We start from the raw sequence: 20167 nt of genomic DNA, 5'->3' as shown, positions 1-20167 counted from the left end.
CCTTCGGGCGTTGCCGCCCGTACACACCCCGCCTAACCTGGGAAGATGGTGTTCGACCTGCTGCCGGCACACCGGGCTCCGGCACACCGCGCCGGCTCGCGCAGGCCGCCGGTGGTGGTCGGCACCGCGGCGGCCCGCTCGGCTCCGGTCCGCTCGGCGACGGTCAGCTCGGCGACGGTCGGCTCGGCACCGGCCCGCTCGGCGACGGTCGGCTTGGCGGCGGTACGCAAGGCGGCGGTCGGCTCGGCGGCGGACGTCCTGGCGCTGCAACGCACCGCGGGCAACCGGGCGGTCAGCGGCGTGCTCACCGCGCAGCGCTTCGCCCCCGGCGTCGCGGTCGGCCCGGTGCACGTCAACCACCAGCTGATCTCGGTGCCGATCCCCGCCGCGTCAACCCTCCAAGCCGGCGTCCCGGCGGGCCAGAGGGTCGACTGGTCGCTGGAGGCGGGCACCGCGGCGATCGGCTCCGGCACGGCCATCGACACCACCGGGCGGGTGACGCTGGGTGCCGACCAGCAAGGCGGCACCATCACGATCAAGGCCGCGGACAGCACGACGCCCGCCGCGACCGCGAGCATCGACGTGGCGTTGATCGCGGCCCCGGAGAGCATCGCCTCGACGGCCGAGACCGGTTCCGCCCGTGCGGACGAGTACGGCGCGGCGTTCCAGCACACCTTCGCGGCGCCGGGCGGTCGTTCCGGCGCCGAGTGCGAGGGCGGTCGGGTCAACGAGATCTTCCCCCGCTTGCCCAACCCCAACGGCACGCAGCACCGCATCGAGACACCGTTCGGGCCGTTCACCCTGGAAACCAACAACCCGCGGGACGTCGACGGGGGCTGGGGGATCGACGCGTCGGGGACGATGACGGGCGACGACAACGTCGCCATCGGGCGGCGGGGGCTCAGCATCCGCCCGTTCATCGCGAACGCCTCCAACCCGACTCCGACGCAGGCGCTGCCCGCCGAGTTCACCGTCAGCCAGGACCTGCGCTCGGTCGAGGTCCCGACGGACAGGTTCCGAACCGCGTTCGCCACGGTGGACCACAAGCGCGAGTTGCGAGAGGACAGCCCCGGCGCACCGCAGTTCGTCGTCACCGTCAACGGTGTCGAGCACCGCGACGACTACACGGGCGATGCGGCGGTGCGCAACGCGCAGGCGGACGCCGCGACCGTGGCCGTGTCCGCGCCCGGAGCCACGAACACCGTCACGATCAGCGCCGAATCGACCCCGACCGGCGCGCCGATCACCTTCCGCATCGTCGGCCGCGCCCTCGGCTGCACCATCGACCCGGCGACGGGTCAACTCACCATCGGCACGCGGCCGGGCACGGTCCGGGTGCGCGCGTCGATCGGCCGCCGGCACTTCGACGAGGTCACCGTCACGATCACCCCGTGACCACGCCGGCCAGGGCCGCGCGCAAGGAGTCCTCGTCGTCGCCGATCCAGCAGACGTGCCCGTCCGGGCGGATGAGGACGGCCTGGTCCCCCGCCACGCCGTACCGGGACGGGTCGGGTCCGTCCACATGCGACACGACGTGGTCGAACCGGCCGGAGGTGTCCAGCAGCACGCTGCGCCCCTCGCGGAACCGGGTGTTCAGCCGGGTGCCGTCGGGCAGGTCCACGTCCGGCATCCGCAGGCCCAGCAACGGGTGTGCCGCACCGGGCACCGCGTACCGGACGTCCAGCCCGGCCTGCTGCTCGGCGAGTCGCCGGTTGGTGGCCGGGTCGGAGATCAGGTCCGCCACGAAGCCGCGCAGGGCGGCGACGTCCTCGTCGGGGATGGTGAGCACGCCCTGGGCGCGCGCACTGGCCAACGCGGCCGCGGCCACGGGGTGGCGCTCGGCGTGGTAGGTGTCCAGCAGGCCGGCCGGTGCTCGGCCGGTGACGTGCGCGGCGAGCTTCCAGCCCAGGTTGAACGCGTCGCCCAGGCCCAGGTTCAGCCCCTGCCCGCCGATGGGCAGGTGGATGTGGGCGGCGTCGCCGGCGAGCAGGACGCGGCCGTGGCGGTAGCGCGCCGCCTGGCGGGAGGCGTCGGTGAACCGGGAGGCCCACCAGACCTCCTCCACGCGGGCGGTGTCGCCGAGCGCGCGTTGGACCTCCGCCGCGGTGACCGGGGCGTCGCGGGCTAGTTCCTGCTGTTCGGGGCCGGCGAACAGCAGCCGGCTCCGGCCCTCCCGCAACGGGATCAGGTGGCGGAAGCCCGCGGTCGTGTCGCCGAACGACGGCAGCCGCCAGCCCTGGTCGTCCGCGGACGCCAGGGTGATGTCCGCGACGGCCATCCGGACGCGCCCGGCCCGGCCCGGGAACTCCGCGCCGACGAGCTTGCGGACCGTGCTGTGCCCGCCGTCCGCACCGACCAGGTAGCGGGCGGTCAGCACCTTCCGCGTCCCGCCGACGTCGAAGGCGGCCGTGACCGCCTCCTCGTCCTGCTCCAGTCCGACCAGCACGTGGCCGCGTGCCACCGCGCCGAGCAGGCCCTCCAGGTGAGCCTCCACAACGGACTGCTCGACGCCGAGCTGGTACGGGAACCGGGTGTCCAGGTCGCCGTAGTGGACGGGCATCCCGGCGAAGTGCCCGGCGGGCAGCCTGGCCAGGGACTGCTCGGCGATCGGGTCGAGCCACCCCCGCAGGTCCAGGATCTCGGCCGAACGGGGTTGCAGGCTCAGCGCCCGCGACTGGCCGCTGCGTTCCGGCCGCTGCTCGGCCACGACGACGTCCACGCCGGCGAGGGCCAGTTCGTTCGCCAGCAGCAGTCCGGTCGGCCCCGCGCCGACGACGAGCACATCCGTGTCAGGCACGCAGACCACGCTTCTTCGTGTAGTACAGGTGGAAGGCCAGCAGCAGGGCCAGTACCGCGTAGAACTGCACGCTGGTCACGAGGTTGATCAGGTCGATGGGCAGGGTGTAGCTCAATACGACCCCCGCGACCGCACTGACGAACAGACCCAGCCCCCACACCGCCGACAGCAGGCCCATGGCGTGCCGGAACCCTGAGTCCTCGCGCCACCGCCGTTCCCACGCCACGGCACCGGCCTCGCCGACCTTGCTGACGGCGACGGCACGCCCGAGGGTCATCAGCACGGGCCGGCGGACCAGGACGGACACGACCATCCACAGCCCGAACAGCCCCAACAGCGCCCCCACCCAACCCTCGCGGACCGCCAGGGCGCGCGGGTCGTCGGTGAGCAGGCCGATGCCCAGGCTGAACAGCATGACGCTGATGCTCAGCAGGGCCAGGAGGTCCACCCTCCGGGCACGCCAGATGCCCATCGCGATCCGAGGGACCGCGGCGAGGACACCCACGAGCAGTGCCCACCACTGGCTCACGCCCACGGCCCGCAGCCCGTAGTACAGGACCAGCGGGACCACCACGTCGAACAGCACACCGGCGAGGTTCTGCCGGACCAGCGCACGCATCCCGTCCCGCCGCACCGGCGCGGTCACGACGCGCTCCCCCGCGCACCGGCCGCGCGCAGCAGGAGGTCGGCGAGTTCCTTGGCGCTGTGCGTGAGGGAGGCGTCCGTCGCGGGCTCCCGGCAGAGGCTGGTGACCAAGGCGTCGATCGCCCCGGTGATGGCGAGGGCCATCACGGCGGGGTCGAAGTCGCCGAACTCCCCCGCCCGCTGCCCGTCCCGCAGCTCCGCTTCGAGGCGCCCGACCCGCTCGGTGAGCACGGACGTGTCCGCCCCGCTCCGCTCACCGGCCAGGATGCTCAGCAGCGCACGCACGTGCGCGGGGTGAGCGCCGACCACCTCGATGTTGGACTCGACATAGGCCCGCAACCGCGCCGCCCGTCCCACCGCGGCCTCGATCCGCTCCCGCATGAACGCCGTGACGGTGGCCACGACGTCCTCCGCCACCGCGCGGACCAGGTCTTCTTTGCCGGTGAAGTGGTAGGAGATCATCCCGGTGCTGCTCAGCCCGGCCTTCTTCGCGATCTTGGCGAAGGAAGCCTGCTGGTACCCCACCTCGGCAATCGTCTCGACCGCCGCCGCGACGATCTGCGCCCGCCGTCCGGTCTCCGTGAACGTCCGCCCCCGTGTTGCTCGCATGAGCAAAATTTAGCTCAAGTGAGCAAAACCGGCAACCATCGGCTCGGATCACGGGGGCCAGGCCACGGCGCACCGCTCCCGTCCCGGGCAACTGCGGATCAGCTTCACGTGTGGTGGCGAAGAGATCACGTCCGGCGGGTTGCGCGCGCCCCAAGGCCATTGCAGCGCGATCGCGATGGAGGAGACGTTGTTGTCGTAGCTCTTCTCCACCAGGCTGCGGTCCGCGTTCACGACGTTGACCACGTCGTACACCCCTGACGGCACGCGCGTGAGGTCGAGCCACTGGAAGTCGACCTTGTAGCCGTAGTCGTCACCCCACCCCACCGAGATGCCCTGCTTCACGCTGGTCGCCGCCGGGTCGTGGCGCTTGCACATGTTGGCGCGCAGGAACTTCCCCAGCCGCCCTTCCGCGCTCGCCGGGTCCTGGGGTCGGGCGGGCAGGTCGGCGGCGTCGGCGGTGGTGTAGCGGTCGCCCAGGCAGAAGCCGTTCTTGCGGTCCGTCACGACCGTCCGGCCGTCGGGGGTGCGCAGCATGAAGTGCTCGAAGTCGAGCAGGTGCCAGTGCTCGTGGGTGGCGGACGGCTCGTAGTACACGGTGGCCGGCAGGTCGCGTTGCGCCTGGTCGAAAGAGTCGGGGATCGTTCCGTCCACACCGGACTGGAAGGCCTGCCGCGCGCGCATGGTCGGCTCGTCGGCGGACCTCTGCGCGTAGATCACCAGCGGACCGTCACCGACGTTGTCCGCCGAGGTGGTGAACCGCAACCGGACCGCTGAGGCCGGCCCGGTCTCAAGGCACGGTCCTCTGGGCTTGGACGCGTCCGCCACCAGGCACACGTCCCAGTCCTGGCACTGCGCCGGGTCGAGGTTCGTCCCACCCGGACACCCCACGGGCGCCTGGCGCAGGTCCGGCAGCAGTTGACCGGTCGGCGCGGGCACACCCAACGCGACCACCACCGTCATCACGGCCGGGAAACTCTTGAACACCGGGCCAACGTAACGCCACGCCGCGGTGGTGACCGGTCGTCACCACTCGACCGTGGTAGCTCGTCACGCTTCGAGCACCGGTCGGGTAGGACGACCTCGATTACGGTCGAGGAACGGTCACCACTGTCGCGGAGGGGTCGTCATGCGTCCACGGCTTCGTGCCGACGTGCGGTACGTGAAGAGCTCCGAAGGGGTGTACGTCCGCGGCTCCGCCGGAGCGTGCACGCTGACCGGTGGCGCCGCCTACGAGTGGCTGGACCGGCTCGCGCCCTTCCTCACCGGCGAGCACGCGCTGGACGACCTCGTCGCGCCGCTGAAGAGCGAGCAGCGGGACGTGGTGGAGCACCTGGTCCGGTCGTTGCTGGACCAGCAGTTGCTGGTGGACGCCCGGGACGACGAGCCGCACTCGCTCACCGAGGAGGAGCAACGGGTCTACGCCCCCGAGATCGCGTTCCTCCGGTACGCCACCGACTCCGCCGAGCACCGGTTCGAGCGGCTGCGGTCGGCGCGGGTGGCGTTGGTGGGTCACGGTCCCGTGCTGGCGGCGCTGCTCGAAGCGGGGTTGCGGTCCGGGTGGCGGCGGGTGGAGGTGTGCACCGATGACGTGGTGCCACCCGGTGCCGTGCGGGACAGTGCACAGGAGGTCGTGGTGCACACGGGACCGCCTTCGGACCCAGATCTGCTGCTGTGCGTGTCCGACCGACCCATGGAGCTCGACGCGAAGGCAGTGGGTCTGGTGCTCGTGGGTGGCGCCGAGGCTTGGGTGACGGCGGTCGGTCCACCCGAACGGGTCGTGGCGTGCACGCGCCGGCTGGGCTCACTGCACGACTCGGACGAAGACCTGCTGACCGGACCGGTGCCGGGGATCATCGCCGCGCACGTCGCCCTGTCGTGCTTCCGCCACCTGACGGGGACGGCGGCCGAGGAACCGGTCTTGACGCGGATCGACCTGCGGGACCTGTCCGCGCGCACCCACCGGCCCCTCCCCTACGCGTTCACCGAGCCCGTCCGGACCGACGCCGTGGCGGACACCGACCGCGTGGACGAGCGGCTGGTCGACGAGCGGGTGGGCGTGTTGCGGGCCTTGGACGAGGACGACCTGCCGCAGGTGCCGCTGGCGGTGTGCCGGGCCACGGTGTCCGATCCCGAAGCCGTGCTGCCGGGCTGGGCACCGCTGCCGCAGGTCGTCGGTTGGGGCGTGGACCGGGACAGGGCCCGGTGGCACACCGCGTTGGCCGCGCTGGCGACCTACGGCAGCCTGGTCGACCGGGGCGGTGAGCGTGTGGACCTGTTGACCGGCCGGCCGTGTGCGATGCCCGCGGTCAACGCCCAGGCCCCGTACCGGGCTCCGGTCGGCGTGGCGGCGGGCCGGTCGTGGGGTGACGCGGTCGCGGCCGGGCTGCGCGCCCACTGCGAAGCGCTGGTGAGCCGCAGCGACGAGCCGGGTCGGCCGTGCGATCCGGAGACCGTGGTGCGGTCCTCGGGTGACGAGCGGACGGTGGAGCTGCTGCGGTTGCTGCGTGCGGCCGACGTGCCCGTGGAGGTGGCGGACCAGGGGGATGTGCTGGGCGTGCCCGCTTTCGTGTTCCGCGTGGCCGGCGAGTCGGTGGTCACCTGCGCGGCCACGGCCGTCGAAGCGTTGCGCGACGGGCTGGAACGCGTGCTGCTGCGCCGGCAGTGCGGTCCGCAGGCGGTGATCACCCGGTGGGTGGCCGAGGGCGACGGGCTCCCGGCGGCCGACGACCCGCGGTGCCGGTCCCTGGCGACGGCGTTGCGCCGTGCGGGACGGACGGTCGTGGCGGTGCCGCTGGTGGCCGACGACGCCGTGCGCGAGCGGGTGCCCTGCCTGGTCAGGGTGGTGGTGGGCGATGACTGACCTGCTGGCAGAGCTCACCACGGGAACCAGTGTCGGGGTGGTCGGCCCGGAACCGCTGCGGGCGGCGTTGGCCGAGGCGCTCGGCGACGCCTGGGTGCACGCGGGTCGTGTGGCGGACGCGGTGTGGTTGCCGGTGCGGGTCGACGGGCCGCACGTCCGGATCGGTCCCCTGGTCCGGCCGGGGGTGCCCGGCTGCGACACCTGCGCCGAACGCCGCTGGGCGGCCAACCGACCGGACCACGACGGCTGGGCCGCGCTGTGCCGCGAGTTCGGCGACGATCCGGTGGACGCACCGAACCCGCTGGTCACGCCGTTGACGACACACGCGGTCGTCGAGGTGGTGCGCGACGAGCTGGCGCGCGACGACGGCCGCACGGTGGGCGCGGTGCTGCTGCTGTCCCTGGCGACGGGCCTGATCACGCGACACGTCCTGCTACCCGACCCGCTGTGCCCGGACTGCGCGAACCTCCCCGACGACGGCCCGTGGGTCGTCCGCCGTCGTCCGCTGCCCAAACCGGACCCGGCGACACTGCGGACCACCCGGCTCGACGGCCGGTGGCCCGACCTCGCACACTCCTTCGTGGACTCCCGGACCGGGGTGATCGCCTCGCTCTCGGCGGGTGCGCCCCACGGCATCCCGACCGCCGTGGCCCGGCTGGGACCGCCGACATCGCACGAGAGCAGGCACGGCTACGGTCGCAGCCGGGACTTCCGCTCCGCGCGCCTCACCGCGATCACCGAGGCGCTGGAGCGCTACGGCAACCACCGCCCGTTGGGCCGCCGCACCGCCGTCACCGCGCCGTACACCGAGGTCGCGGACCGGGCGGTCGACCCGCGCACGCTGGGCCTGTACCCCGACGACTGGTACGACCGGCCCGGGTTCCCCTTCGACCGCTTCGACCCGGACCGCCCGCTGGCCTGGGTGTGGGGCTTCTCGTTCGGGCGGTCGGAACCGGTGCTGGTGCCGGAGAGCTACGCCTACTACGGGGCACGGACGCCGGCGCAGGACAACCGACTGGTCTACGAGTGCTCCAACGGGTGCGCGTTGGGCGGCTGCTTCGAGGAAGCGGTCCTTCACGGGCTGCTGGAGGTCGCCGAGCGGGACGCGTTCCTGATGACCTGGTACGCGCGAATGCCCGTTCCCGAACTGGACCTGGCCTCCGCGCGGGACAAGCGCATCCCGGTCGTCGCGGAGTTCGTGCGGCAACGGCTCGGCTACACGATGACCGCCTACTCGATCACGCTGGAACAACGGGTGCCCGCGGTGATGGTGCTGGGCACCGACACCCTGCGCCGCACCGACGTGCCCCGCCACGCCTTCAGCGCCGCCGCGCACCCGGACCCGGAACGGGCACTGCTGACCGCGCTGATCGACGCCGCCGCGGGCATCGGCAGGCGCATGGGCGCTTTCGACGCCGACAAGGCGGCGCGGATGCTCGCCGACCCCGACGAGGTCCGCGAGATGTCCGACCACGGCTTGCTCTACGGCCATCCCGGCACGGCCGACCGCCTGTCCTTCCTCGGCGGTTCGGCGCTGTCGCTGCCCGAGCTTCGGGCGCGCACGGCGTGGCCGGTCCACCACGACCTCGCCGACGACCTCGCCGAGGCGGTCCGGCGCTACACCGACAGCGGCTTGGACGTGATCGCCGTCGAGACCACCACGCCGGAGCACCGCGCGGGCGGTTTCGCGGCGGCGAAGGTGGTCGTGCCGGGCACGCTGTCGATGACCTTCGGCCACCGGCACCGCCGGACGCACGGCCTGCCGCGCCTGCACACCGTGCCGCGCCTGCTCGGCCACCACCCCGGCCCGCTCAACCCACACCCGCACCCGTTCCCCTGAAACGCCGGGAGGCGACGTGTCCGAATCCCGAGTGGCCGCACCGGAAACCCGGTCCGACGCCGTGCCGGGCGAGGCCGCACGCGACTACCTGCGCGCCCTGGCCGCACGCCGCCGCGAGCACATCGACTGGAGCGCCGCGCCGCCGACGTACAAGCGCTACCCGCCGCGAGGTCGGGTCGTGCTGCCGTGGCGGGAACCGTTGCTGCCCGGCGACCTGCTGCGCGGCCTGCTCGGCGTGACCCGCGCGGAGTGGGCGCACGGTGGTGGCGTGCGACTCAAGCGACCCGCGCCTTCGGGTGGCGGGTTGTACCCGATCGAGGCTTACATCGCGCTGCGCGACGGCCTCTACCACTACGACGCCGCCCACCACGCCCTCGACCTCATCCGCGCGGGTGACCACCGGCCGTTGCTGCGCGCGGCCCTGGACCGCCCACCCGACCGGCTGCCGGAGCTGGTCGTCGTGCTGGCGGCGGTGTTCTGGCGCAACGGGTTCAAGTACAAGGAGTTCGCCTACCGCCTCCAGTGCCAGGAGGTGGGCGTGCTCAGCGCGCAGGCGCTGGCGCTGGGCGACCTGCTCGGCGTGGACACGGCGGTGCACTGGCGGTTCGACGACGCCGCCTGCCAGTGGCTGCTGGGCCTGGACCCGACGCGTGAAGGCGTGCTCGGGGCGTTCACGTGCGGCACCGCCACCACCGCCGGACCGCCTCCCGGGCAGACCGCGGCAGCCGAGGAACGTCCCCCGCCCAGCGTGGTGGACCGGTTGCCGCTGCTGACCGCGCTGCACGCGGCAGGCGCTGGGCCACAACCCGGTGTCGTGCCACCGCCACCGCCCGCGCCACACGGCCCGGTCGTGCGCCTGCCCGCACCGAGCCCGGTGCGGCTGACCGACGGCTTGGCGCTGCGCGGCTCCCCGGACAACGGTTTCCTGCCCCGCCCGATGGCCGCCGACACCCTCGCCGCGATCCTCGCGCACTGCGCGGCCGGCTACCCCGGCGACCTGCCCGGCAGCACCGACGCCCCGGTCACCGTGACGCCGTACGTGCTGGTCCGGCGGGTCACCGGCATCCCGGCCGGCGCCTACCGGTACCACCGCGGCACGCTGGTCCCGACCGGCGGCACCGGCGACCTCCGGGGCGCCCGGTTGCGGCCCAACACCGTCCTGGCGCTGCCCGAGGCGGCGGCCGTCGTGGTGCCGGTCGGCGACCAGGCGACCGGGCACACCTGCTTCGGCGACCGCTGGTACCGGCTCCAGCAGGCCGAAGCGGGCCTGGTCGTGCACCGCGCCACGCTCGCCGCGACCGCCGCCGGCCTCACCGCGCGTCTCCACTCGGACGGCACCAGTCCGGTCACCGACGCCGCCCTGGGCCTGGCCGGACCACTGCGCTCGCTGTCATTCCTGCTTCTGGGTACCGCCCGACCCGGCAGCACGGTGACCGCGGCCCTGACATAACCGCCCGTACGCCACGAGCGGGGCACAGGCAGGTGAGCCCGCGCCGCCCCGGCCGACCGCCGACTACGCCGCGTGCCGGCGGGAGATCGTCCGCCGCAACCCGCGCGGGTGACTGCGCTGCGACGCCCCGGAATGTCGTGCTGCACTGGCCGTGGTGCTCGGAAATCGTTCGGGCACAACGGAAACAGCGACAGGAAGTGATTCCCCATGACCGCCTCCAAGCCCGCGCTCAGCCTCGACGACCTCGCCGTCGAGTCCATCGGCGTCGTCCCGGCCGTCGGCCCGGAGGACCTGACCCAGGGCCACGGCCTCACCGAACTCGGCGCGTCCTGCGAAGACTGCGACCGCATGGGCGGCGGCAGTTGCGACTGCTGCGAATGCGACGACCTCTACCGCGTGATCGAGTAGCCCACAACGCCGGTGGGAGCGTCCGCGACGGGCGCTCCCACCCCCACCGCCTGGAGCGGCCCCTTGCAGCCCAACGCTTCCCCCTCAGGACCCGCCGACTACGAGGTCAACGCCGTGGTCGGTGTCCGGGTCGGCGGCGCGCCCGTGGCCGACCTCGACGCGCTGCGGTGCCCGCGCACCGAAGCCGCGCTGGACGACGCCGTGGCGCGCGCCCGGTGGTTGCGCGAGGAGGGGAAAGCGCTGTCCGACCTGCTGCACCCGGTGATCGGGCGCTGCGCCGACGACGACCGCCCGCTGCTGGTGGCGTTGCGGCGGGCGGTGTTCCGGGGTCGACGGCCGACCGCAAGGGTGTGGTCCGTGCGCCCTGCCCACCTCGCCGCGCGGCTGGAGCGCTGGGCTGCGGCGGCGGCACGTGACCCGGTGGCCGAGGTTGCGCGGGCGCTGGCCGAGGACCGGGCGGCGGCCGTGGCGGCGTTGCGGGTGGCGGCCCGGCGCGACGCGTTCCGCCTGGCCCTGGCCACGGCCAGCCCGGACCTGACCCGGTCGGTGTCGGCGTGGCTGGACGACCCGGCCGCGCCGGAGCCAGGGCCGGGCGCGCTGGCCAGTCTCGCCAAGTACCTCGCGCGGGCGGTGGTCAAGCCGAGCCCGTACGCGTCCTTCACGCTCAGCGGCCTGGGCCGGTGGTGCCAGGGCGGCCCTGCGGTAGTGCCGGCCGTGCCGCCGACAGTGGCGCGGTCAGTGGCGCCGGCGGCGGTGCCGACAGTGGCGCCGGCGGTGCCGACAGTGGCGCGGTCAGCGGCGCCGGCGGCGGTGCCGGCGGTGGCGCGGTCAGCGGCGCGGTCAGTGGCGCCGGTGGCGGTACCGGCGGTGCCGCCGTCCGTGGCGCCGGCGGTGGTGCCGTCAGTAGCCCCGTCAGTGGCGCGGTCAGCGGTGCCGGCGGTGGCGCCGTCCGTAGTGTCGTCGGGCGAGCTCGACTGGGTCGGAGTCGCGGAGGTGGACCGGGCGGCGGTGCTGGCGCTGTGGTCCGCGCTGGCCGCGTCCGCCCCGTTGCGCGACCACGTCGGGCTGCGGGTCAACCCGTCGGTCGAGCGGGACGGCGACCGGCTGTGGTTCCTCGGTGCCGCCCGCGGCCAGCCGATCGTGTCCGTCGCCGCGACCAAGGCCGTGCTCGACTTGCTGGACTTCGTCCACACCACCGCCGAACCCACTGTGGGCTCACTGGTCTGTCACCTCGCGGGCGACCGCGCCGCCGTGGACGAGCTGGTCGCGTTGGGACTGCTCGAGCCGCTGCGCCCGTTCCCCGACCAGTCCGCCGACCCCCTGGACCACCTCGCCCGCTGGGTCGAGTCCCACGCCCCCGGATCACCCTGGCCGACCCGCCTGCGCGCCTTGCAGATAGCGGTCGCCGGCTACCCCACCCTGACCACCGGGCGCATCGAACGGTTGCGCCTGGTCCGCGACCTGCTGGACGGGCTCCTCACCGACCTCGGCCGGGACCGGTGGCCGGCCCGACGACCGCTGCTGCTGGAAAACGCCGTTCTGCCCCAACCAGTCGTCGTCTGCGCACGCGACCGATGGCAACCCGTGCTCGACGACCTGGAAGCCATACGCGGAATCCTGGGCGCGCTAGACCGGTCGCTACCGTTCAAGCTGCACCTCGCCGCCTTCTTCCGCGACCGTTTCGGCCCACGCGCGCACGTCTCGTTCCTCCACCTCTACCGGGAGTTCCGCGCGCATCCCAGCCCGCCCGACCGACCGTCCGACCTGCGGCGAGCCACGCTGGCCGGCTTGTACGGCACGAACGACGACGACATCGTCAGCGTCGACCCGCAGGTGCTCGCGAAACTCGCCGCCTCCTGGCCCGCGCACGTCGTCGCCCCGCACTCGGTGTGCTGCTACGGCCAGGAACTGCCCGGCCCAGCACTGCCCCGCCCGGCACTGCCCGGCCCAGCACTCCTCGGCACGGGACCGTTCGGCCCGGACGGGCCGCGGTTCGTGCTCAACACCGTGCGCACCGGCTACGGCTGGGGCGTCACCCGCACCGAACACCTCCTGCGGACCGCCGGTGTCACCGTCCCCACCCGCACGCCCGCCACCGCCGGGCCGGACGTGCTCCTGGCCGAGTGCCGGGCAGCGTTCGGCTCGCAACTCAACCAACGCGCACCCGCCGTGCCGCACGCCCTCGACCACCCCGGCGGGCAACCACCCGACCACCCCAGCGGCCAACCACCCGACCACCCCGACGGGCAACCACCGGACGGCTCGGCGCTGTCCCCGGCGGACCTGTGGGTCCGGCACGACCCGGCGCGCGGCCGGCTGGTGCTGTGCGACCGGGAGGGACGCCAGGTGCGCCCGCTCGCGTTGGGCATGCTCGTGGCGGACCTGCTGCCGCCGGCGCTGCGGTTCCTGGTGACCGTGTTCGGCGAACCCCAGACCGCGTTCACCCTCCCCGACGACGTCGGCTGGCGCCCACCGGTCGACGGCGTCGCCCGCCGCCCCAGGCTGGAGGTCGGCCGGGTCGTCCTGGGCCGCGCCGGTTGGCGAGTGGCCGCCGCCGACCTGCCCGCCCGCCGCACGTCCGACGCGGAGTCCCTGTTGGCGCTGGCCCTCTGGCGCGACCGGCACGGCCTCCCCGAGCGCTGCTTCGCGCGCGTGACCGGGCGACGCGGCCGTGACCGCAAACCGGTCTACCTCGACTTCACGAGCTCGTTCGGCCTGTCCGCCCTGCCGCGCGAAGGCGAGGTCGTGTTCGAGGAGGCCTTGCCCGACCCCGCGGACGCCCCCCAGCACGGCCCGCACGGGCAGCGGGTCACCGAGTACGTCTTCGAGTTGTCGGAACGCCCGCCGGACTCCCATGGGTGAACCGGTGTGGGTCGCCGCGCACGTCTTCCACCGCGCCGACCAGGACTCCCTCATCACACAGGCGATGGCCCCGCTGTGCGAGGACTTGGTGCGCGCAGGACACGTCGAGGACTGGTTCTTCCTGCGCTACTGGGAAGGCGGCCCGCACGTCCGGCTGCGGCTGCGCGTGGTCGAGCAGCCCGAACACGTCCGGACAGCCGTGGCCAACGCGTGCGCGCACCACCTCTCCGCACACCCGACACCACCCGACGACTGGACCCAACACCGCTACGACCTCGTCGCCCGCCGACGCGCGACAGCCGAGCGCATGCCCGACTGGGACCGACGACTGCGACCGGCCGACACCGTCGAGTTCACGACCTACCAGCCCGAACACCACGCCTACGGCACCGGCCGAGCCCTCCAGGCCGTCGAACGGCACTTCACCGACTCAAGCCGCATCGCCACCGCACTGCTCACCCACCCCCTCGACCGACGTGCCGCCGCAGCCCTGGCCATGCTGACCCTCGCGGCAGCGGTGTGCCAGCCCGACCTGGCCCAGGCGTCCACACGCTTCGACTCCCACCTCCCCGTACCCGACCACTACCGCGACCAGACCCGCCTGCTCTGGTCCCGCGCCTCCACCAACCCCGCGCCCACCAACTCCGCGCCCAGCAAGCCCGCGCCCACCAACCCCCTCGCGACGTGGCTGTCCTCCGTCCGCGCCCTGCACACCACACTGACCGGACTCCGCGACTTCAGCCCGACCGACGTGCTGTCCCCGTTCGCCGCACTGGCCCGCGCGCTGTGCCCGGACGACCCGACGATCCCCTGCGTCGTCCTGCGCTGCACGCACCTGCTGTGCAACCGCCTGGGCCTGCCCGCCGCGACCGAGGCGCACCTGGTTTCCCTCACCACCGCGACCTTGTCCGCACTCCACGAAGAGGTGGCCCCGCTGTGAGCGCATGGCACTGCGTGCACGTCCAGTACTACGACCCCGACAAGGACGACCTCATCCTCGACGCCGTCCGCCCGTTGTTCGAGCAGCTGCGCCCGTACGCGGAGCGGCTCCACCTGGCCCGGCACTGGCGTCGGGGTCCGCACGTGCGCCTGTTCGTGAAGACCGACCCGGACACGTGGACGCACGTGGTCCGACCGCACATCCACACCGTCATCGGCGACTACCTGGAGGCGCACCCCTCCACGTTCGTCCCCGACTTCGCCCACGACCTGGCCCAACACCGCCTGCTGGCCCACCACGAACGCGACGACGGTCCCCTCACGCCGTGGCTGCCCGACAACACGGTCCACGAGCAGCCCTACGACTCCCGCCTGCACGTCGTGCGCAGCCCCGAAACCGCCGAACTGATGGCCGCCTTCGCGTCCGACACCACCTCCCTCCTGTTCACCATGCTGTCCCGAGCCCGCAACGGGCAGGACCGCAAGGACCTGATGGCGCTGGAACTCATGCTCGCCACGTCCGCCACCGCTCGCCCGCCGATCACCCGCAGCTTCGTCTCCTACCGCTCCCACGCGGAGGGCTATCTCCACGCGTGCGACAAGCCGGATGCGATCAGGCAGGTGTTCGAGCAGCACTACCACACCCACCGGCAGTCCTATGTGGACCGGACCCGAGCCGTCCTGGCCACTCTCGCCGGCTCCCCCGACCCGACCCCGCTGGCCCACGCCTGGGCCACCGTGTGCAGGGAGTACGCAGCCCGAGTAGCACCGCTGATCACCCGGGGCTTGGTCTTCCCGCCCCTACCGGCCGACCCGCCGCCAACCCCACCCCGCGCACCGATGCACGCCTTGATGTTCGGCAACCGCGCCTTCCGCCGGGGAGTCTTCGCCGACCCGGGCTTCCTCCGCTACCGCTTCCTGCTCAACTGCACCTACCTCCAGATCAACCGGTTGGGCCTGACACCGTACGAACGGATGCGCACCTGCCACGCGACGGCGAACGCGGTCGAGGAGATCCACGGCATCTCGGCGATCGACATGGTCCAGTCCTTCGTCAACACCCACCCGAACACTCCTCAGAGCGCGCCGGCGCGTTCGAGCTCGAAAGGCGGCTAGCCGAGGCGCAGCACCGTCTCCTCGATCTCGGCGTCACGGGCCTGCGCGAAGGACGTCTCCGTGCCGACGCGTGTGAAACCCGCCTTCTCCAGGACCCTGAGCGATCCGAGGTTGTCGCTCGCCGCGCGAGCGTGCAGCGGACGTGTCCCGACCAGGTCCAGGAACAGGGCCAGTGCCCGGGAAGCGACGCCCTGGCCCCACACCGGACGGTCGATCCAGTAGGTGATCTCCGTATCGCCCTCCACCACGAAGCAACTGATGGTGCCGACCAGGTGACCGTCCAGCGTGACGGCCCGCAGCGTCGTGTCCGGAGACGCCCGGATCTTCGCCATGTGCCGGTCGAACGCTTCGCGGTCGTCCGGGTCCTTCGCGGTGAAGGCCGCCATCCGGACCGACTCCGGGTCACGCATCTGCTCGAACAACGCGTCCAGATCGGCGTCCTCCACCGACCTCAGTGCCACCTCTGCCATGACGGTTCTCCCCACTTGTCCGACGTTGCCGCGAACGTATCAACGACCACCGACAATTTCCGGCGTGCCGGGAAGCGAGGAATCAGCAGGACCTCACCCGATCAGGCACTCATCCCGAGCGTGTCGACCGTGACCTCGGCGCGCAGCGGCAACCCCGCCAGGTAGCGCTCCAGTTCGTCGATCGCGCTGTCGCTGAGCCGCCGGGTCTCCGCGCCCAGCGAGCCCGCCACGTGCGGGGTGATCATCACGTTGGGCAGCGCGTAGAGCACCGAGTCGGCGGGCAGGGGCTCCGGGTCGGTGACGTCGAGGATCGCGTCCAGCCGTCCGGACGCGCACTCCCGTTCCAGCGCGGCGGTGTCCACCAGGGATCCGCGCGCGGTGTTGATCACGGTGGCGCCGTCGCGCAGCAGGGCCAGTTCCGGGGCACCGATCAGGTGGTGGGTGGAGCGCAGTTCGGGCGCGTGCAGGGAGAGGATGTCGCTGGCGCGCAACAGGTCCGGCAGCTCGACCAACCGTGCGCCCGCCGCCCGGACCAGGGCCGGGTCGGCGTACGGGTCGGCCACGAGGACCGTCACGTCCAAGGTGCGCAGCCGCTCCACGACCCGGCGTCCGACCCGGGAGAACCCGACGACACCGATCGTGCGGTCGCGGTTGGACAGTTCGCCGCGCGCGTCGGCGTAGGACCAGTCGGCGCGGTGGGCGCGGGCGTCCTGGGCGAGGAACGGGGCCTTCTTCCCGGCGAACACGATCGCGGCGAGGGTGAACTCGGCGACCGGCACGGCGTTCGCGTCGGCCGCGGTGGTGACCACGATGCCCCGCCGCCACAGCTCGTCGGACACCAGCGGTCGCACGGTGCCCGCGCAGTGGAAGACCGCGCGCAGGCGGGGCGCGGCGGCCAGTCGTCGGGCGGTCAGCCGGGGTGCGCCCCAGGAGGTGAGCAGCACGTCGGCTTCGCGGAGGCGGCGGCAGGCGGCGGCGGAGTCCAGTTCGGTGACGCACAGCGGGTCGCCCAGGTCGACCAGCCGGGCGAGGCGGTCGAGTTGGGGTCGGTGGAACTGGACCTGGAAGTGGCGACGCGCCATGACGAGCAGCGCATGCGGCCGTCGATCGGTCACGGGCGTCCTCCGCGGGGTCGGGCCGCTCACACTCACTCGTGACCGATCATCTTCGATCAGCCTTATCAGGTCAAGCCTCGATAACACCCCTTCCGATCAGAACTGATCGACACCTTCGCACGTCCGGACGGCGGCAGGGCCGAGGATGGCCCTGCCGCCGAGACGGATCAGGCCACCCGGCAGGTCAGGGCGGGCCAGGCCCAGTTGCCGTTGTGCTGGATGGTGAACCCGAACGTGTTGCCGCTGCCGTTGGGCCGGGCGGTCATCACGTTGCCGCTGGAGTCCCAGCTGGCGCTGGTGTTCCAGGTCGCGATGATCTTCTGCGGGTAGCTCACCGTGACCGTGACGACCCAGTTGTTCGTCCCCGTGACGGTGACCTGACCGTTGAACCGGTCGCTCCACTTCTCACCCTCGGCGTAGGTCGCGGTGCAACCACCCGGGTCCGGGTTCGAGGAAGTGGAAGTGGTGGTGGTGGTGGTCGGGCTGCTGGTGCCCGTGGCGCTGTTCAGCGCGTTGAGGACCGCCGTGTACGCGGCCTTCTTGTTGCCGTAGCTGTCGAACAGCAGCGGGGTGCCGGACGCACGCCACGAGTCGCTGTCCCGGATGCCCCACACCGTGATGCCGGTGCACCGCGACACCGCCAGGCACGCCTGCGTCACGCCCTGGAACTGCTGGGCCTGCGAGCTGCCGGAACCCTCGATGTCCAACTCGGTGACCTGCACGTCCACACCCAGGTTGGCGAAGTTCTGCAACGTGGTGTGGTAGTTGGACGGCACCGGGTTGCCGCTGTTGAAGTGCGCCTGGAAGCCGACGCAGTCGATCGGGACACCGCGGGACTTGAAGTCCTGCACCATCCGGTAGACGGCCTGGGTCTTGGCGTGCGACCAGTTGTCGGTGTTGTAGTCGTTGTAGCAGAGCTTCGCGCCCGGGTCGGCCGCCCGCGCGGCGCGGAAGGCGGCCTCGATCCAGTCGTTGCCGGTGCGCTGGAGGTTGGAGTCGCGGCGCGCGCCCGAGGTGCCGTCGGCGAAGGCCTCGTTGACGACGTCCCAGGCGTAGATCTTGCCCTTGTAGTAGGTCGCGACCTGGGTGACGTGGTTGAGCATGGCGTTGCGCAGCGAGGTGCCGGACAGGTTCTGCATCCAGCCGGGTTGCTGCGAGTGCCAGGCCAGCGCGTGCCCGCGGACCCGCTTGCCCTGGTTGCGGGCGTGGTTGACGATCCGGTCGCCGTTGCTGAACGTGAACTGGTTCTGGTTCGGCTCGGTGGCGTCCATCTTCATCTCGTTCTCGGCCGTGACCATGTCGAATTCCCGGTTCAGGATCCCGACGTAGGTCGAATCGCCGAGCTTGTTCGCGGCCACGGCGGTGCCGAAGTAGCGACCGCTCTGCTGGGCCGCCGCGGCGAGCGTGGAGGCCGCGCCGGTGGCGGGTGCCGCCACCAGGACCGCGACGCCCGCGGTGGCGGCCACCAGGGTCGACACGAGCGCGACTCGGGAGACCGACTTCGCTGTCAGCTTCATGTTTGCGCTTTCTCGGAGGGGATCTACGAAACTTTCGGCTACAACACCGATAGTTGTCGGTGCCGACCATAACCACAGCCCGAGCGCGCGGGCAACGCCTCCCGGCCGCTAAAGAAATACGCCGAAGATTTAGCCGGTCACGCCCGCGAGAATCACCCGAAACGTTTTCGCAACACCTTGACCGACCGGCCGGGTTCATCCACAGTCGCGTTCGCCGGGTCGATTCGCCGAAGATTCGTCCGAGAAGGAGAAGTGATCACGTGCCTGCACTGGAATCCCGGCGGGCGGCGGCGGTCGTCGTCGCCGTGGCGCTGAGCGCGTCGGCGGCGGCGCTGCTCGGGGCGCAGTCGGCGTCCGCCGCCGCGGGCTGCCGCGTCGACTACGCGATCGCGTCCGAGTGGACCGGCGGGTTCACCGCGAACGTCGCCATCACCAACCTCGGCGACCCGGTGACCGCGTGGCGGATGTCGTGGACGTTCCCCGGCGACGAGCGGATCACCCAGTCGTGGAACGGGACCTCCACGCAGTCGGGCAACCGCGCGACGGTGACCAACGCGTCGTGGAACGGCGGCATCCCCACCGGCGGGACGGTGTCGTTCGGCTTCAACGCCACCACCAGCGCCCGCACGACCCAGCCCGCGTCCTTCACGCTCAACGACGTCGTCTGCACCGGATCGACCACCACGACGACCACCACCACGACAACGACCACCACGACGACCACGACAACCACTCCCCGGACCGCCCGGCGGTGGAGAACAACTTCCCGGTCACCCGCGAAGGCGCGTACGGCGACAACCGCTACACCGTCTACCGCCCCAGCAACCCGCAGGCCGTCGGCCGCCCGCTGCCCGTGCTGGCGTTCGGCAACGGCGCCTGCGCGCACACCGACGGCAGCGAGGTCGTCCGGGCGCTGACGTTCATCGCCTCCAAGGGTTTCGTCGTGGTGGATACCGCCTCGGTGAACGGCTCCGCCAACGGCGTCCCCAGCGGTTCACCGATCCCGTCCCTGCTGACCGGCGCGATCACCTGGGCCGAACGCGAGCAGAACCGCTCGGGCGCACCGCTGGCGCAGCGGCTCGACCTGACCAAGGTCGCCACCGCCGGCCACTCGTGCGGCGGCCTGGAAGCCCTCGTCGCCGCCCAGGACCCCCGCGTCCGCGCGGTGGCCTCGCTGGACAGCGGGTTCTTCGCCGACGGCTCCTTCGGCTACCCGCGCTCGGAGGTGGGCAAGCTGCACAGCCCGGCCCTGTTCATGGACGGCGGCACCGGTGACATCGCCTACGCCAACAACCAGGCCACCTACGACCTGGCCACCGTCCCCGCCATCCTCGCCAGGCACCCGCAGGCCGGGCACACCGGGTTCATCACCGGCAGCCAGATGACCGACGGCATGACCGTGGTCGTCCACTTCCTCGACATGACCCTCAACGGCAACCAGACCGCCCGGACCTACCTCCTCAGCTCGTCCGGTCTGGCCGCCAAGTACCCGTGGACGGTGCAGCGCAAGAACTTCTGACCCTTCCGGGTCTCCCGGCC

16 protein-coding genes and 1 pseudogene are annotated in these 20167 nt (G+C 72.4%); 10 read left to right on the top strand and 7 right to left on the bottom strand.

The window, feature by feature from the left end; translation table 11 throughout:
* Positions 1-45: 45 nt before the first annotated feature.
* The gene (locus tag DFJ66_RS00180) at positions 46-1395 is read left to right on the top strand and encodes a hypothetical protein (protein ID WP_121216770.1); all 1350 of its coding nucleotides are present in this window, start codon (positions 46-48) and stop codon (positions 1393-1395) included.
* On the opposite strand, the gene DFJ66_RS00175 is transcribed toward DFJ66_RS00180, so the two are convergent.
* From DFJ66_RS00175 to DFJ66_RS00160, 4 genes are read right to left on the bottom strand one after another with little or no spacing between them, the layout of a single operon-like run.
* The gene (locus DFJ66_RS00175; RefSeq protein WP_121230418.1) at positions 1385-2797 is read right to left on the bottom strand and encodes an FAD-dependent monooxygenase; all 1413 of its coding nucleotides are present in this window, start codon (positions 2795-2797) and stop codon (positions 1385-1387) included. The genes DFJ66_RS00180 and DFJ66_RS00175 overlap by 11 nt on opposite strands.
* The gene (locus DFJ66_RS00170; protein ID WP_246029489.1) at positions 2790-3443 is read right to left on the bottom strand and encodes a VC0807 family protein; all 654 of its coding nucleotides are present in this window, start codon (positions 3441-3443) and stop codon (positions 2790-2792) included. The genes DFJ66_RS00175 and DFJ66_RS00170 overlap by 8 nt, the downstream gene beginning before the upstream one ends.
* Positions 3440-4051 carry a TetR/AcrR family transcriptional regulator gene (locus DFJ66_RS00165; RefSeq protein WP_121216768.1) on the bottom strand — a complete coding sequence of 204 codons (612 nt, stop codon included), beginning with the start codon at positions 4049-4051 and terminating at the stop codon, positions 3440-3442. Before DFJ66_RS00165 ends, DFJ66_RS00170 begins: the two co-directional genes overlap by 4 nt.
* 48 nt (positions 4052-4099) lie before the next feature.
* The gene (locus tag DFJ66_RS00160; RefSeq protein ID WP_246029488.1) at positions 4100-5035 is read right to left on the bottom strand and encodes a lysyl oxidase family protein; all 936 of its coding nucleotides are present in this window, start codon (positions 5033-5035) and stop codon (positions 4100-4102) included.
* Between the two features lie 142 nt (positions 5036-5177).
* Between DFJ66_RS00160 and DFJ66_RS00155 the strand changes: the two genes are divergently transcribed.
* From DFJ66_RS00155 to DFJ66_RS00125, 7 genes are all read left to right on the top strand, one after another.
* The gene (locus DFJ66_RS00155) at positions 5178-6911 is read left to right on the top strand and encodes a hypothetical protein (RefSeq protein WP_147459129.1); all 1734 of its coding nucleotides are present in this window, start codon (positions 5178-5180) and stop codon (positions 6909-6911) included.
* A complete protein-coding gene (locus tag DFJ66_RS00150) occupies positions 6904-8751 on the top strand; it encodes a TOMM precursor leader peptide-binding protein (RefSeq protein ID WP_121216764.1) in 1848 nt (615 codons plus the stop codon). Before DFJ66_RS00155 ends, DFJ66_RS00150 begins: the two co-directional genes overlap by 8 nt.
* Before the next feature lie 16 nt (positions 8752-8767).
* Entirely contained in the window at positions 8768-10201 is a 1434-nt protein-coding gene (locus DFJ66_RS00145) for a SagB family peptide dehydrogenase (RefSeq protein ID WP_121216762.1), read from the top strand.
* A gap of 207 nt (positions 10202-10408) precedes the next feature.
* Positions 10409-10609 (top strand): hypothetical protein, encoded by a 201-nt coding sequence (locus DFJ66_RS00140; protein WP_121216760.1) that lies wholly within the window; start codon positions 10409-10411, stop codon positions 10607-10609.
* 63 nt (positions 10610-10672) lie between these two features.
* Complete coding sequence (locus tag DFJ66_RS00135; RefSeq protein WP_170199047.1) at positions 10673-13471, top strand: lantibiotic dehydratase; 2799 nt, start codon at positions 10673-10675, stop codon at positions 13469-13471.
* Entirely contained in the window at positions 13464-14411 is a 948-nt protein-coding gene (locus DFJ66_RS00130; RefSeq protein ID WP_121216756.1) for a thiopeptide-type bacteriocin biosynthesis protein, read from the top strand. The genes DFJ66_RS00135 and DFJ66_RS00130 overlap by 8 nt, the downstream gene beginning before the upstream one ends.
* Positions 14408-15526, top strand: a complete 1119-nt coding sequence (locus DFJ66_RS00125; RefSeq protein ID WP_170199045.1) for a thiopeptide maturation pyridine synthase — start codon at positions 14408-14410, stop codon at positions 15524-15526. Before DFJ66_RS00130 ends, DFJ66_RS00125 begins: the two co-directional genes overlap by 4 nt.
* On the opposite strand, the gene DFJ66_RS00120 is transcribed toward DFJ66_RS00125, so the two are convergent.
* From DFJ66_RS00120 to DFJ66_RS00110, 3 genes are all read right to left on the bottom strand, one after another.
* Complete coding sequence (locus tag DFJ66_RS00120; protein WP_121216752.1) at positions 15523-15996, bottom strand: GNAT family N-acetyltransferase; 474 nt, start codon at positions 15994-15996, stop codon at positions 15523-15525. The two genes, DFJ66_RS00125 and DFJ66_RS00120, sit on opposite strands and share 4 nt — an antisense overlap.
* 101 nt (positions 15997-16097) lie before the next feature.
* Positions 16098-17111 carry a hydroxyacid dehydrogenase gene (locus DFJ66_RS00115; RefSeq protein WP_246029487.1) on the bottom strand — a complete coding sequence of 338 codons (1014 nt, stop codon included), beginning with the start codon at positions 17109-17111 and terminating at the stop codon, positions 16098-16100.
* Between the two features lie 167 nt (positions 17112-17278).
* Positions 17279-18628 carry a glycoside hydrolase family 10 protein gene (locus tag DFJ66_RS00110; protein WP_121216750.1) on the bottom strand — a complete coding sequence of 450 codons (1350 nt, stop codon included), beginning with the start codon at positions 18626-18628 and terminating at the stop codon, positions 17279-17281.
* A 59-nt stretch (positions 18629-18687) separates the two neighbouring features.
* Here DFJ66_RS00110 and DFJ66_RS45360 point away from each other — a divergent pair.
* A pseudogene (locus DFJ66_RS45360) lies at positions 18688-19236 on the top strand (cellulose-binding domain-containing protein); the annotation flags it as partial.
* Between the two features lie 143 nt (positions 19237-19379).
* Positions 19380-20147, top strand: a complete 768-nt coding sequence (locus tag DFJ66_RS42380) for an alpha/beta hydrolase (protein WP_246029485.1) — start codon at positions 19380-19382, stop codon at positions 20145-20147.
* Positions 20148-20167 lie beyond the last annotated feature (20 nt).

The sequence above is a fragment of the Saccharothrix variisporea genome (assembly GCF_003634995.1).
In the GTDB taxonomy this organism is placed as follows: domain Bacteria; phylum Actinomycetota; class Actinomycetes; order Mycobacteriales; family Pseudonocardiaceae; genus Actinosynnema; species Actinosynnema variisporeum.
This window is presented reverse-complemented; position numbering and strand designations above follow the sequence as displayed.

Bases quoted from the DNA above. Each gene is read 5' to 3' on its own strand.
- DFJ66_RS00180 (WP_121216770.1), top strand. From the start codon at position 46: ATGGTGTTCGACCTGCTGCCGGCACACCGGGCTCCGGCACACCGCGCC.
- DFJ66_RS00165 (WP_121216768.1), bottom strand. From the start codon at position 4,051: ATGCGAGCAACACGGGGGCGGACGTTCACGGAGACCGGACGGCGGGCG.
- DFJ66_RS00155 (WP_147459129.1), top strand. From the start codon at position 5,178: ATGCGTCCACGGCTTCGTGCCGACGTGCGGTACGTGAAGAGCTCCGAA.
- DFJ66_RS00150 (WP_121216764.1), top strand. From the start codon at position 6,904: ATGACTGACCTGCTGGCAGAGCTCACCACGGGAACCAGTGTCGGGGTG.
- DFJ66_RS00140 (WP_121216760.1), top strand. From the start codon at position 10,409: ATGACCGCCTCCAAGCCCGCGCTCAGCCTCGACGACCTCGCCGTCGAG.
- DFJ66_RS00130 (WP_121216756.1), top strand. From the start codon at position 13,464: ATGGGTGAACCGGTGTGGGTCGCCGCGCACGTCTTCCACCGCGCCGAC.
- DFJ66_RS00120 (WP_121216752.1), bottom strand. From the start codon at position 15,996: ATGGCAGAGGTGGCACTGAGGTCGGTGGAGGACGCCGATCTGGACGCG.
- DFJ66_RS00110 (WP_121216750.1), bottom strand. From the start codon at position 18,628: ATGAAGCTGACAGCGAAGTCGGTCTCCCGAGTCGCGCTCGTGTCGACC.